Here is a 14,231-nt window from a genome sequence, read left to right as displayed (position 1 = left end):
GGCATAATGAAAACGCTGCTGATTATCGACTCTGCTCTCGGACAGGCCCGCGCCTATATGGCAAAGACCCTGCTGGGCGCGGCGGCACACAAAGCACATCTGGATATCCTGGACAACCCGAACGATGCCGAACTGGTGATCGTTCTGGGCGACACCATTCCTGCTGACAGCGCGCTGAACGGCAAAAAGGTGTGGCTGGGCGATATCAATCGCGCGGTTGCCCACCCGGAGCTGTTCCTGAGCGAAGCGAAGGATCACGCCTCGGTCTATACCCTGCCAGCGGCAACGGCACCGGCCCTGAGCGGCGGTCCGAAACGCGTGGTGGCGGTGACAGCCTGTCCAACGGGCGTGGCACACACTTTCATGGCGGCTGAAGCCATTGAAACCGAAGCCAAAAAACGCGGCTGGTGGGTAAAAGTTGAAACCCGCGGCTCCGTGGGTGCAGGCAATGCCATCACCCCCGAAGAGGTGGCTGAAGCAGATCTGGTGATCGTGGCGGCAGACATCGAAGTGGATCTGGCGAAATTCGCCGGAAAACCGATGTACCGTACCTCTACTGGTCTGGCGTTGAAGAAGACCGCGCAGGAGTTCGATAAGGCCGTAGCAGAAGCGAAGCCGTATCAGGCGGCGGGCGGTGCCCAGGGCGCGACGGAAACCAAAAAAGAGTCTGCTGGCGCTTATCGTCACCTGCTGACCGGGGTTTCCTATATGCTGCCGATGGTGGTGGCTGGTGGTCTGTGTATCGCACTCTCCTTCGCTTTCGGTATCGAAGCCTTTAAAGAGCCGAACACGCTGGCTGCGGCGCTGATGCAAATTGGTGGGGGTTCTGCCTTCGCGCTGATGGTACCTGTCCTGGCAGGTTATATTGCCTTCTCTATCGCGGATCGCCCGGGTCTGACTCCAGGCCTTATCGGCGGTATGTTAGCTGTAAGCACCGGTTCAGGTTTCATCGGCGGGATCATCGCGGGCTTCCTGGCCGGTTATGTCGCGAAGCTGATTAGTTCGAAGTTGAAATTGCCGCAGAGTATGGAAGCGCTGAAGCCGATCCTGATCATTCCGCTGCTTTCAAGCCTGGTGGTGGGTCTGGGAATGATCTACCTGATCGGTAAGCCGGTCGCGGGTATCCTCGAAGGCCTGACCCACTGGCTGCAAACCATGGGCACTGCCAACGCGGTACTGCTGGGCGCAATCCTCGGTGGCATGATGTGTACCGATATGGGCGGCCCGGTGAACAAAGCGGCATATGCGTTTGGTGTTGGCCTGCTGAGTACCCAGACTTACGCGCCGATGGCTGCCATTATGGCTGCCGGTATGGTGCCACCGCTGGCGCTGGGCCTGGCGACTATTATTGCCCGCCGTAAATTCGATAAGGCACAACAGGAAGGCGGCAAAGCAGCGCTGGTTCTCGGTCTGTGCTTCATCACCGAAGGTGCCATTCCGTTCGCTGCGCGTGACCCAATGCGCGTTCTGCCTTGCTGTATCGCGGGTGGTGCAGTGACCGGTGCTATCTCTATGGCCATTGGTGCGAAGCTGATGGCACCGCACGGCGGTCTGTTTGTCCTGCTGATCCCTGGGGCAATCACGCCGGTACTGGGTTACCTGCTGGCGATTATCGCCGGTACCCTGGTGGCGGGCCTCTCTTACGCGGTGCTGAAGCGCCCGGAAGCGGAAGCAGTTGCCAAAGCGGCTTAAACCCGCTCACGTATAAAGGCAGAGGTGACTCTGCCTTTTTTTCATCTCAAAAACGCGGCGTCGGCCGCGTTTTTTTATGGCCTGACAAACGGCCATTTTCCCTCCGGACATATCGCTTTTCCGCACTCATCCCGTCTGGCGTACGGGTGGCAGAGTCGATAGACGTAATATAACGAGAAAGGCGTGAAGCGGTTAACGTAATAATTCAGAGAAATTATTTTCGGGATCCATCTCCCGCGCCAGATTAAGCAGTCGGGATTTATTTTTGATGATATAGCCCGCTTTTTGCTTTATCAGTACACCTTCCTGAGTGAACTGCGCAATAACATAAAGAAGATGACGGTAGGAGACCCCCATATATTCGGCCGCCTGCGTATGTTTTTCGCGATAGATATCACAATTCTGCGTTAATAAAATAAAGGCCGCCAGTCGATTAATCAGCGGGAAAGACTGATTTTGGGTAAGCGAAACAATATTTCGATAATTTTTGCGGCTTAGCGCAATGCACAAATGCCGTAAAAATGTTGCATCATTCAACAATAAGGGGCGGTACTGCTTCATCGGCAACGCCAGACACCAGCACGCTTCAATGGCCTGAACGGCCCGGGGTTCGTGATCCGCGTCAACTAATTCAATTTCGCCAATAAAACAGGGTGCAGTAAAGAAGTCGATCAGCGACACCCGCCCATTGGCTGAGGTGGCGTACAGTCTGGCGCGTCCGCGCACGAGATAGAAGAGCCAGGCAGGTTGTTGGCCTACTCTCACGATCTCCTCACCTGCTGCGACCTCAAACAAGCGGGTATCCCGCAAAATATCCACGGAAAACCGTTCCTTATATCCTGACTGCAGAATCAATTCCTGTTTAACAACCTCATTGTGGATCTCTTTCACGGCCCATTCCTGATGTGAGATTTCTCATATTTAGCATACGTTCTCCGTTGTTAACATTCAATCGTCGACACTACCCCCTTAATGACTGAAATGAAATTAACGCAACAGCGAACCGAGGAAATAAAAATGGAAAAGAGAAAGATTATTCTTGATTGCGATCCAGGCCATGACGATGCTATTGCGATAATGCTGGCAGCAAGGCATCCGGCTATCGATTTATTAGGGATAACGATCGTTGCCGGTAATCAGACGCTTGATAAAACATTAGTCAATGGATTAAATGTCTGTCAGACATTAGATATTCATGTTCCGGTCTATGCGGGTATGCCGCAGCCGATAATGCGCCAGCAAATCGTTGCCGATAATATCCATGGCGAAACGGGTCTGGATGGCCCGGTATTTGCTCCGTTGACCCGCAAAGCGGAAAATACGCATGCCGTAAAATTCATTATCGATACGCTGATGGCAAGCGAAGGGGATATCACCCTGGTGCCCGTCGGTCCGCTGAGCAATATTGCGGTGGCGATGCGTATGCAGCCCGCCATTGTGCCCAAAATCCGTGAGATTGTGCTGATGGGTGGGGCCTACGGCACCGGTAATTTCACCCCATCCGCTGAGTTTAATATCTTTGCCGATCCGGAAGCGGCCCGCGTTGTCTTCACCTCCGGCGTGCCGCTGGTGATGATGGGGCTGGATCTGACTAACCAGACGGTCTGCACTGCCGACGTGATCGCCAGAATGGAAAAAGCAGGGGGACCGGCCGGCAAGCTCTTCAGCGACATCATGAACTTTACCCTCAAAACCCAGTATGAAAACTATGGCTTAGCGGGCGGCCCGGTACACGACGCCACCTGTATTGCCTACCTCATCAACCCTGCCGGCATTAAAACCCAGGAGATGTACGTCGAAATCGACGTCAACAGTGGCCCTTGCTATGGACGTACAGTGTGCGATGAGCTGGGCGTTCTCGGCAAACCGGCGAACACCAAAGTGGGCATCACCATCGACACCCACTGGTTCTGGGACTTAGTGGAAGAGTGTGTACGTAAGTACCACTAATCCTCTGGGCGTGCGGTGTGACAGCCATAGCGCAAAGCGCCATCGCTGTCACACCCAACGGGCAGCAAGCGGTAGCCCGCAACAAAATCAGACCTGGCCGTAAGAGAAAATCATTATGGACGTCATGAGAAGTGTTCTGGGTATGGTGGTATTACTGGCAATCGCGTTTCTGCTGTCAGTGAATAAAAAGCGTATTAGTCTGCGCACGGTAGGGGCGGCGTTGCTGCTGCAAATCGCCATCGGCGGCATCATGCTCTATTTTCCACCCGGGAAGTGGCTGGCAGAAAAGGCTGCCTACGGCATCCACAAAGTGATGACCTATAGCGATGCCGGTAGCGCCTTTATCTTTGGCTCGCTGGTCGGACCCAAGATGGACAAAGTCTTTGATGGCGCCGGCTTTGTGTTTGCCTTTCGCGTGCTGCCCGCCATTATTTTTATCACCGCGCTGGTCAGCCTGCTCTATTACATTGGCGTGATGGGCTTCCTGATTCGTCTTCTTGGAGGGATTTTCCAGAAAGCGCTTAATATCAGCAAAATCGAATCCTTTGTCGCGGTCACCACCATTTTCCTCGGGCAGAATGAGATCCCGGCGATCGTGAAGCCTTTTATGGAGCGTCTTAACCGCAATGAGCTTTTTACCGCGATCTGTAGCGGGATGGCGTCGATCGCGGGTTCGACAATGATTGGCTACGCCGCTTTAGGGGTACCCATTGGTTACCTGCTGGCCGCCTCGCTGATGGCGATCCCGGGCGGTATTCTCTTTGCTCGCCTGCTGAGCCCGGCGACGGAAGCCTCGCAGGTATCGTTTGATAACCTCTCTTTTACCGAAACGCCGCCAAAAAGCGTAATTGAAGCGGCCGCCAGCGGGGCGATGACCGGGCTGAAAATCGCCGCCGGCGTGGCGACGGTGGTCATGGCCTTTGTGGCCATTATCGCCATGATCAACGGGATTATTGGCGGTATTGGCGGTTGGTTTGGTTTCGGCGGGGCGACCCTGGAGGGGATTTTTGGCTACGCGCTGGCGCCGCTGGCATGGTTGATGGGGGTCGACTGGAGCGATGCGCATCTGGCCGGTAGCCTGATTGGTCAGAAGCTGGCGATAAACGAATTTGTCGCTTATCTCCACTTCTCGCCCTGGCTACAAACTGCCGGTCAGCTGGATGTGAAGACCATCGCCATTATCTCGTTTGCGCTGTGCGGGTTTGCGAATTTCGGATCGATTGGGGTCGTGGTCGGGGCGTTTTCTGCCGTTTCCCCCCGACGCGCGCCGGAAATTGCGCAGCTGGGGTTGCGGGCACTGGCCGCCGCCACGCTCTCTAATCTGATGAGCGCCACCATTGCGGGCTTCTTTATTGGTCTGGCTGGGTAAGAGTCGCGCCGCGGGAGGGGGGGGGGGGGGNNGCCGCGTAAGCGGCGCGATAGTCGATCGAAATGGGCCTGCGGCCAGAGGACGTTATCAGCTGGACCCGGGGCTTAAGCTGACGCCGTTGCCTCCGCCGTTTGCTGTGCCTTCAGCCAGGCAATCTCTTCGGCCCAGATATCCGGATTAATGGTCTCCAGAACCATGGGAATACCGTCGAAGCGGGCGTCCTGCATAATAAAGCGGAAGGCATCATGGCCGATATTGCCTTCACCCAGGCTGTGATGGCGGTCAACGCGGCTACCAAAGGCGCTTTTCGCATCGTTCAGGTGCATACCGCGCAAATACTGGAAGCCGACGATACGCTCGAATTCTGCGAAGGTTTTTTCGGTCTCTTCGGTAGTACGGAGATCGTAGCCTGCGGCAAAGGCATGACAGGTATCAATACACACCCCCACGCGGGTTTTGTCCTCTACCCCTGCGATAATCTCGGCCAGCTGTTCGAATTTAAACCCGAGGTTGCTGCCCTGACCGGCCGTGTTTTCGATGACGGCGGTCACCCCTTGCGTTTTGTCCAGCGCGATATTAATGGACTCAGCGATGCGTGCCAGACAGGTGGATTCGTCGATTTGCGACAAGTGGCTACCAGGGTGGAAGTTCAGCAAGCTCAGGCCAAGCTGTTCGCAGCGCTGCATCTCATCAATGAACGCGTCGCGAGATTTATCGAGAGCCTCCTGGACCGGATGACCTAAATTAATCAGATAGCTGTCATGCGGCAGAATTTGGCCGGGACCAAAGTGGTATTTCTCGCATGCGGCTTTAAAATCATCAATCACTTGTGTGGAGAGCGGGGCGGCGCGCCACTGGCGCTGATTTTTGGTGAACAGGGCGAAAGCGGTCGCCTCAATTTCAGCAGCGCGAATGGCAGCATTAGCAAGACCGCCAGCTGCGCTGACGTGCGCTCCAACATATTTCATAAAGGGACTCCTGTTTAACCCGCCAGGGGAAAGCAAACGCTTATGATAGCGGGTTAACAGGAGAAGGATGTAGTGGTTTATGCCATCAGGCTATGAACCGCCAGGTTGATGGCACCCCCGCCGACGATCAGCCAGATAAAGAGGATCAGCGCCATCAGCAGCGGCTTAACGCCGGCCTTTTTCAGAGCACTGACATGGGTTGTGACCCCCAGTGCTGCCATCGCCATTGCCAGCAGGACGGTATCCAGGGTGATCAGCATGTCCACCACCGCTTTCGGCAGCAGGTGGAAGGAGTTAAAGATAGCCACCACGATAAAGAGGATAGCGAACCACGGAATGGTGATTTTACCTTTCTGCGCCTGGCCCGCCGGTGCCAGCTGTTTGACCCTTGCTGAGAGGAAGATGAGGAACGGTGCCAGCATCATCACGCGCAGCATTTTGGCGATCACCGCCGCGTTTTCCGCCTCCGGATTGATAGCATGACCCGCAGCCACTACCTGGGCGACCTCGTGCATGGTCGAACCGATATAGATGCCGTAGTTTTCCGGGCTGAACCAGTGCGCCAGCAGGGGGTACATGGCCGGATAGAGGAAAATGGCCAGGGTACCGAATATCACCACGGTTGCCACGGCCACCGTCACTTTACTGGCCTCGGCTTTCACTACCGGCTCGGTCGCCAGCACCGCCGCCGCGCCGCAGATGCTGCTGCCTGCACCAATCAACCAGCTGGTGTGTTTATCCAGCCCGAACACTTTTTGTCCGATAAAGCAGGCCAGCATAAAGGTGCTGCTCAGCGTCAGCACATCTATGGCGATGCCGCTGACGCCCACGTCGGCAATCTGGGCAAAGGTGAGGCGAAAACCGTACAGAATGATCCCCAGGCGTAGCAGATGCTGTTTAGCAAAGATCACGCCGCCGTCACAGGCACGCCAGAGACGCGGGTACACCGTATTACCGACCACCATGCCGAATAAAATGGCCAGCGTCAGGGCGCTAAACCCGGCCCCCGCTACCGCAGGGATACTGCCCCCCCAGAGTGCCGCGCCGGTGATGAGTGCGCTCAGGGCCAGACCCGGGGCGTAATGCCATACAGAACGATGATGCTGTGCAATCAGTGTCGTCATAATCTTCTCCTTTCTCTGGCTGGAGATTACGCCGCGCTGGTTTAAAAATAAAATTGATTATATATTTATAATTAATCTTTATAAGTGGTAAGCACCCCCTACTGACCCTACCGTGGAATGCGACTATGCACATTACCTTACGCCAGCTTGAAGTCTTTACCGAAGTGCTGAAAAGCGGCTCGACGACCCAGGCATCGCAGATGCTGGCGTTATCGCAATCTGCGGTCAGCGCGGCGCTCACCGACCTTGAAGGGCAACTCGGCGTGCAACTTTTTGACAGGGTAGGGAAGCGGCTGGTGGTGAACGAGCATGGGCGGCTGCTCTACCCCCGGGCGCTAGCGTTGCTGGAGCAGACGGTCGAGATTGAGCAGTTGTTCCGGGAAGAGAACGGAGCCATTCGCGTTTCGGCGAGCAGTACGATTGGCAACTATATCCTGCCGGAGGTCATCGCCCGCTACCGCCGGGATTTCCCCACCTTGCCGCTGGAGATGAGCGTAGGGAACAGCCAGGATGTGATTAACGCCATTATCGATTTTCGGGTCGATATCGGTCTGATCGAAGGGCCATGCCATAACGCGGATATTGTTGCTGAACCCTGGCTGGAAGATGAACTGGTGGTCTTTGCCTCGCCAGCCTCTTCGCTGCTACAGGGGGAGGTGACGCTGGAGCGGCTGGCGCAGGCGCCGTGGATTTTACGTGAGCATGGCTCGGGTACCCGTGAAATTGTCGATTATCTGCTGTTGTCGCATTTGCCGCAGTTTCATCTGGGCATGGAGCTTGGCAACTCGGAAGCCATCAAGCATGCGGTTCGCCATGGGTTGGGCATCAGCTGCCTTTCACGGCGGGTGATTGCCGAGCAACTGGAGAGCGGTTCGCTGGTGGAGATTGCGCTGCCCTTGCCAAAGCTGGTGCGCACGCTATGGTGCATTCGCCATCGTCAGAAACACCTTTCCAGCTCGCTACAACGCTTCCTGCGCTACTGCCAGCAGTAAGCGCCAGGGGCCGGGGTGAAATCGGTCGAAACTCTGCTTTACTTATAATCCTGGACCGGTCATGAAGCTCTCTTATAACAGAGGATTTCTGCCGGAAGGAACGCGGATCCTCTGCTACAATCGCGCCTCATTTTTTGAATGGACAGCATTTTCATATGGTTTCCGAAACTAAAACCACAGAAGCGCCCGCGCTACGTCGCGAACTCAAGGCGCGTCACCTGACGATGATCGCCATTGGCGGTTCCATCGGTACAGGTCTTTTCGTTGCCTCTGGCGCAACGATTTCCGCGGCAGGCCCGGGTGGGGCACTCTTCTCTTATATTCTGATTGGCCTGATGGTCTATTTCCTGATGACCAGTCTCGGTGAACTGGCGGCCTATATGCCGGTTTCCGGTTCTTTCTCTACTTATGGGCAAAAGTACGTCGAGGAAGGCTTCGGCTTCGCGCTGGGCTGGAACTACTGGTACAACTGGGCGGTGACCATCGCTGTTGACCTCGTGGCGGCACAGCTGGTGATGACATGGTGGTTCCCGGACACGCCAGGTTGGATCTGGAGTGCGCTCTTCCTGGCCGTCATCTTCCTGCTGAACTTCATCTCGGTGCGCGGCTTTGGTGAGGCGGAATACTGGTTCTCCCTGATCAAAGTGGCGACCGTCATTATCTTTATCATTGTGGGTCTGGCGATGATCGTCGGCATCTTCAAGGGCAGCGAGCCTGCGGGCTGGAGCAACTGGGAGATTGGCGATGCGCCGTTTGCTGGCGGCCTCTCGGCAATGATTGGCGTGGCGATGATTGTGGGCTTCTCCTTCCAGGGTACTGAACTGATCGGTATCGCGGCGGGGGAGTCTGCCGACCCGGAGAAGAACATTCCCCGCGCGGTGCGGCAGGTGTTCTGGCGTATCCTGCTGTTCTACGTGTTCGCTATCCTGATCATCAGCCTGATTATTCCGTATACCGATCCGAGCCTGCTGCGTAATGATGTAAAAGATATCAGCGTCAGCCCGTTCACCCTGGTGTTCCAGCATGCGGGCCTGCTCTCTGCGGCGGCAATCATGAATGCGGTGATCCTGACGGCGGTGCTCTCTGCGGGTAACTCTGGCATGTATGCCTCAACCCGTATGCTCTACGCGCTGGCATGCGATGGTAAAGCGCCGCGTATTTTCGCCAAACTGTCTCGCGGCGGTGTGCCACGTAACGCCCTGTTGGCCACTACCGTTATTGCCAGCCTGTGCTTCCTTACCTCGATGTTCGGTAACCAGACGGTCTACCTGTGGCTACTGAATACCTCCGGGATGACGGGCTTTATCGCGTGGCTGGGCATTGCCATTAGCCATTACCGTTTCCGTCGTGGCTATGTGAAACAGGGTCATGATATTAACGATCTGCCGTACCGCTCCGGCTTCTTCCCGCTGGGTCCGATTTTTGCCTTCGTACTTTGCCTGATCATCACCCTGGGTCAGAACTACGAAGCCTTCCTGTCGGACACTATCGACTGGGGTGGCGTGATGGCGACCTATATCGGTATCCCGCTGTTCCTCATCATCTGGTTTGGTTACAAACTGGCGAAAGGAACGCGCTTCGTGCGCTACAGCGAAATGGAATTCCCGGGACGCGTTAAGAAATAATGTTCCGGCCATAAAAAAGCCCCCGGCAACCGCCGGGGGCTTTTTGTTTGTGGGTCAGAAGCTGTAGGTCATCCCCACGGTGTAACGGCGTCCGTCCAGCACGGTGTCGTAGGTATCGTAATCGATCTGCTTATCGAGAACGTTGTAGACCCCGGCAGAAACCAGCAGATTTTTGTTGGCGTTATAACGCAGGCCCACATCAATCTGGGTGTAAGACGGGGTGCCTTTGGACATGGAAGTACGGCTCAGGTACTCAGACGTTTTGCCGCGGAAGTTGAGGCGACTCCAGAGGCCGACATCTTCGGTCGCCTGCCAGTCCAGCGTGGTGTTGAACATATGCTTCGGCATCTTGTTCAGCGGTTTGCCAGAGAACTGGCCGCTCTTCTGTTCAGATTCGGTATAGGTGTAGTTGGCCGTCCAGTTCACATCCCGGGTGATTTTCCAGCCGAAGGTGGACTCTACGCCGCGCATGTTGGCTTTATCGACGTTGACACGATCGCTGACGAAATCATAGGTTTCGTCGCCGATGGTACAGGCCGGATCGGCGCTGCTGTTACACCGGCGGACTTCCGTGATCTTGTCTTTGAAATCGGTATTGAACAGGGTGACGCCCGCGTTGAGGTTATCGTTGTTATCCCACAGCAGGGCAATCTCTTCGCTCAGACTCTTTTCCGGCTTCAAATCGGGGTTGCCGACAATAATGCCGTTCAGACGACCACCGCCGGTAACCTGGCCCCAGTTGGCAGAAGACTGACGCAGATCGGGCGCACGATAGCCTGCCGAGACGCCACCCTTCAGGGTCCACTGATCCGCCAGATGCCATACGCCGTAGCCACGTGGCGTCCAGTTGGTGCCGTAGTTCTCATCTTTATCCATACGCAGGCCGCCGGTCAGCGTAAAGCTTTCGGTCATCGCCCACTCGTCTTCGGCAAACAATGCCCAGCTCCAGCGGGTCAGCTTGCTTAACCCATCGGCCGCGGCCAGCTGGTTACCTTCATCACGCAGTTTTTCATAACGATACTGCCCACCCAGCGTCAGGGTGTGATCGCCCAGGAAAACCTGGTTCTGGTTATTAAAGGTGGTGTTGTACGAGCGCATATCGCGGTCGGGGTTGTTGGTCTCTTCCTGCTGAATGTAGCTGGTGCTATTGAAATCGTCGTAATAGCCGCTGTGGGTCAGAGCCCAGGTGGTGTGCTCGTAGCGGGTTTCACTTTTGGTATTTGGAGTGCAGACGTTACCGCGACAGTTTTCAACGGCTTTAGACATCCCCGGCGTGCTGTTGCGATCCTGCAACTCACGGGCAAAATCGAGGTCAATGTCGTTCTTCTCGTCCGGCGTGAAGTTGAGCGTGATACCGCCGTTACGCATTTTCTGCTCGTTAAAACCGTTCTCAATCTTATCTTCCGCGCGGCGTGAGAGCAGGCCGGTCACCTTCGCCCCCAGCAACCCGTCAATCAGCGGGCCAGAGGCATACGCATTGGTCTGGAACAGATCGCCAGAATCGTTATTCTCCTGGAAGGTGGCATCGCCATGCAGCGAGCCGGTCCAGGCTTTGGTGTTCGATACTTTCTTAGTGATGACGTTAATCACGCCGCCCATGGCATCGGAGCCATACAGGGAGGACATCGGCCCGCGGATCACTTCGATACGTTCGATGGACTCCAGCGGCGGCAGCCAGCCTTGTTCGATGCCGGAGTTATCGCTGTTAGGGCGGGTGCTGCGGGTGCTGATTCGCTTACCGTTGACCAGGAAGAGGGTATATTGCGAAGACATGCCGCGAATACTGATATCGCTGCTGCTGCCACCGCCTGTCACCACCACGCCCGGCACGTCTTTCAGCGCGTCAGTCACGTCCCGGTAGGCCTTATCTTCGATCTGCTGTTTAGAGATTACGGAGATAGAGGCGGGGGCATTCTGGATTTTTTGTTCAAAGCCGGTCGCCGTGACAACAACGGTGTCCTGGTCGGCTGCGTGAAGGAGAGGGGACAAAGTGGCGATGCTAACGGCGATAGCCAGACGATTAATCTGAGGTATTGTCATTTGTACATTCCGTATAAAAAAAGATAAAACTCCATGGAGATAACCCTGAGAACCCTATGTATTTGTCTTGTATGAACTCTTTGGCATGGAGAAGAGCCTGGAATTGTACAAAAGAATGTTTATTTGTAAACACTAATGATAATTGAAATCATTTGTGTTTGATCGAAGGGGTAAAGAATGACAAAAGATTCAATAAGATGATGGAATGTAAAGGTAGGGGAAGGTAAAGAAGGAGGGCAGCGCCCTCCTGAATAACTAGGCGAAGAGGTGTTCGGCGTGAAAACGCAGGTGGTCTTCGATAAAGGTCGCAATAAAGTAGTAGCTGTGATCGTATCCCGGCTGGATGCGCAGGGTCAGGGGCCAGGCGGTTTGACGCGCGGCTTCGGCCAGCACGGCAGGCTGGAGTTGGCCAGCGAGGAACTGATCCGCATCGCCCTGATCGATAAGCGTAGGGATGGCATGCTCTGGCTGACTGGCGAGCATCAACGCGCAGCTGTCCCACGCCTGCCAGCAGGTGGCATCATCACCCAGATAGTGGCTGAAGGCTTTTTGTCCCCAGGGCACCTGTGTCGGATTAACAATCGGCGCAAAGGCCGACACGCTGGTGAAGCGACCCGGATTTTTCAGGGCCATGATTAATGCCCCATGGCCGCCCATAGAATGGCCGCTGATGGCGCAGCGATCGCTCACCGCAAAGGTTTGAGTAATCAGGGCAGGCAGCTCATCGCGCAGGTAATCGTACATGCGGTAATGGCTGGCCCAGGGCTGCTCGGTGGCGTTGAGATAAAAGCCGGCGCCTTTACCCAGATCGTAGCCGGCATCGTCCGCTACATCGTCCCCACGCGGGCTGGTGTCCGGCATTACCAGGGCGATGCCCAGCTCTGCGGCAACACGCTGGGCGCCCGCTTTGGTGGTGAAGTTTTCATCATTACAGGTCAGACCGGAGAGCCAGTACAACACTGGTGGCCTTGCGGTTTCGTCAACCGGCGGCAGAAAGATGCTGAACGTCATGGCGCAGTTCAGAACCGTGGAGTCGTGGCGCCAGCGCTGCTGTCGGCCTTCATAACAGTGGTGCTCTTCGAGCAGTTCCATGCAGGGCTCCTTAAGGGTTGGGCGAATCATTCGGCCCATAATACAGATAATTCATTCACCTGTGAGCAACTTTCACTTCCGCATCGCCTCCCGATCCTGCATCATAAATTAACTAAATTTTAACAACTGGAGTAATCATGGCGCTGCGTATCGCGCTCAGCGGTTTTGTGGTTCTGGTGGTGGCGATGGGTATCGGACGGTTTGCTTTCACGCCGCAGGTGCCGCTGATGATTGCGGCCGGTCAACTGACGCTCACCAGCGCCGGGCTGGTTGCCGCGATGAACTATCTCGGCTATCTGGTCGGTGCGTGGGATGCCATGCGCGCCCACCGCTTCGTTGAAGGGCGGCTGTGGCTGGGGATTATCGGTGCCGTAGCGCTGACGCTGCTCTCTGCCGTGGCAGATAACGCCATTGTTCATGGCCTGTTACGCTTCGTGATTGGCTGCATGAGCGGCTGGTCGATGGTGCTGATTGCCGCCTGGACCAACGAACGACTGGCCCATTACGGCAAGCCTGGGCTGAGTGCGGCGGTTTTCGCCGGGCCGGGAGCCGGTATTGCTATCAGCGGGCTACTGGCGGTTTATATTCAGTCGCGCGCCCTGAGCGCAGGGGCCGCGTGGCAGATTTATGGCGTGCTGGCGCTGGTGCTGATTGTCCTGGTCGCCCGCTATCTGCCCCGCGCCGGGCAACTTCACCGTCCGGGGAGCGCGCCTGAGCCTCTGGTCCTGACGCGCGATCTCCGCCGTCTGGTATGGAGCTACAGTCTGGCGGGGTTTGGCTATATCCTGCCGGCCACCTTCCTGTCGCAAATGGCGGCGCTGCGTTTTCCGGGTAGCGTCTTCGCCCAGTTCGTCTGGCCCGTATTTGGCGCTGCCGCAGTGATCGGTATTGCGCTGAGTATCGCGCTGCGTCATATTTCGACGTCAAACCGCAGGCTGGCACTGGTGCTTTGGTTACAGGGTATTGGCGTGCTGGCCGCCTGGCTGATGCCCGGTATGGCCGGCCTGATTACCGGCGCGCTGCTGGTCGGCGGCGGTTTCTTATGTGCCGTGCAGTTGTCGCTGTTATATGGCCGTGAACTGGCGCCTGGTCATACCCGCTACATGGCCGGATTATTAACTACCGGTTATGCGGTCGGGCAGCTGGTAGGGCCGGTAACCTCGGCGCTGTCGACCTGGCTCACGCATCAGCTTGAGCCGGCTTTAGGCCTTGCGGGTATCGCGCTGTTCGTCGCGGGCGCGCTGGTCTGGCGCCGTTACGATGAAAGGCTACAGCAATCGTAATAATTATCGCTGTGAATACTGGATTAAGTGCGCCGCCTCGCGCACAATGAGTGCACATTTTGCCCCCAAGAGGCAAAAGCGAGCCACACCTGCAGG

General features: G+C 56.0%; 11 protein-coding genes. 6 read left to right on the top strand and 5 right to left on the bottom strand.

The window, feature by feature from the left end:
• The first annotated feature begins 6 nt into the window (after positions 1-6).
• On the top strand, positions 7-1,692 hold the full coding sequence (fruA, locus tag B2Q93_RS16560; protein ID WP_040074778.1) for a PTS fructose transporter subunit IIBC: 1,686 nt from the start codon (positions 7-9) through the stop codon (positions 1,690-1,692).
• Between the two features lie 192 nt (positions 1,693-1,884).
• Here the strand turns inward: fruA and B2Q93_RS16555 are convergent, their stop codons facing one another.
• Positions 1,885-2,583: a transcriptional regulator YeiL gene (locus B2Q93_RS16555; protein ID WP_046884729.1), complete on the bottom strand. Its 699-nt coding sequence runs from the start codon at positions 2,581-2,583 to the stop codon at positions 1,885-1,887.
• A 126-nt stretch (positions 2,584-2,709) separates the two neighbouring features.
• Here B2Q93_RS16555 and rihB point away from each other — a divergent pair, with 126 nt between their 5' ends.
• Entirely contained in the window at positions 2,710-3,642 is a 933-nt protein-coding gene (gene rihB, locus B2Q93_RS16550) for a ribosylpyrimidine nucleosidase (RefSeq protein ID WP_207292115.1), read from the top strand.
• Between the two features lie 115 nt (positions 3,643-3,757).
• Positions 3,758-5,011, top strand: a complete 1,254-nt coding sequence (locus B2Q93_RS16545; protein WP_046884731.1) for a NupC/NupG family nucleoside CNT transporter — start codon at positions 3,758-3,760, stop codon at positions 5,009-5,011.
• 104 nt (positions 5,012-5,115) lie between these two features.
• On the opposite strand, the gene nfo is transcribed toward B2Q93_RS16545, so the two are convergent.
• Positions 5,116-5,979 (bottom strand): deoxyribonuclease IV, encoded by an 864-nt coding sequence (gene nfo / locus B2Q93_RS16540; RefSeq protein WP_212477737.1) that lies wholly within the window; start codon positions 5,977-5,979, stop codon positions 5,116-5,118.
• Between the two features lie 77 nt (positions 5,980-6,056).
• Entirely contained in the window at positions 6,057-7,103 is a 1,047-nt protein-coding gene (locus B2Q93_RS16535) for a YeiH family protein (RefSeq protein WP_286933797.1), read from the bottom strand.
• A gap of 125 nt (positions 7,104-7,228) precedes the next feature.
• On the opposite strand from B2Q93_RS16535, the gene yieE reads away from it, so the two are divergent.
• Positions 7,229-8,095, top strand: coding sequence for a DNA-binding transcriptional regulator YeiE (yieE, locus tag B2Q93_RS16530; RefSeq protein WP_212477739.1), 867 nt, complete (start codon positions 7,229-7,231; stop codon positions 8,093-8,095).
• 155 nt (positions 8,096-8,250) lie between these two features.
• Positions 8,251-9,720 carry an amino acid permease gene (locus B2Q93_RS16525; protein WP_040074787.1) on the top strand — a complete coding sequence of 490 codons (1,470 nt, stop codon included), beginning with the start codon at positions 8,251-8,253 and terminating at the stop codon, positions 9,718-9,720.
• Positions 9,721-9,774: 54 nt separating this feature from the next.
• On the opposite strand, the gene B2Q93_RS16520 is transcribed toward B2Q93_RS16525, so the two are convergent.
• Both B2Q93_RS16520 and fghA read right to left on the bottom strand, forming a co-directional pair.
• Positions 9,775-11,760, bottom strand: coding sequence for a ligand-gated channel protein (locus tag B2Q93_RS16520; protein WP_046884734.1), 1,986 nt, complete (start codon positions 11,758-11,760; stop codon positions 9,775-9,777).
• A 255-nt stretch (positions 11,761-12,015) separates the two neighbouring features.
• On the bottom strand, positions 12,016-12,852 hold the full coding sequence (gene fghA / locus B2Q93_RS16515) for an S-formylglutathione hydrolase (protein ID WP_286933796.1): 837 nt from the start codon (positions 12,850-12,852) through the stop codon (positions 12,016-12,018).
• A gap of 137 nt (positions 12,853-12,989) precedes the next feature.
• Here fghA and B2Q93_RS16510 point away from each other — a divergent pair, with 137 nt between their 5' ends.
• Positions 12,990-14,135 carry a YbfB/YjiJ family MFS transporter gene (locus tag B2Q93_RS16510; protein ID WP_286933795.1) on the top strand — a complete coding sequence of 382 codons (1,146 nt, stop codon included), beginning with the start codon at positions 12,990-12,992 and terminating at the stop codon, positions 14,133-14,135.
• The last annotated feature ends 96 nt before the right edge of the window (positions 14,136-14,231 follow it).

This window comes from Leclercia sp. UBA5958, from assembly GCF_002430365.1.
Classification (GTDB): Bacteria; Pseudomonadota; Gammaproteobacteria; order Enterobacterales; family Enterobacteriaceae; genus Enterobacter; species Enterobacter pneumoniae.
This window is presented reverse-complemented; position numbering and strand designations above follow the sequence as displayed.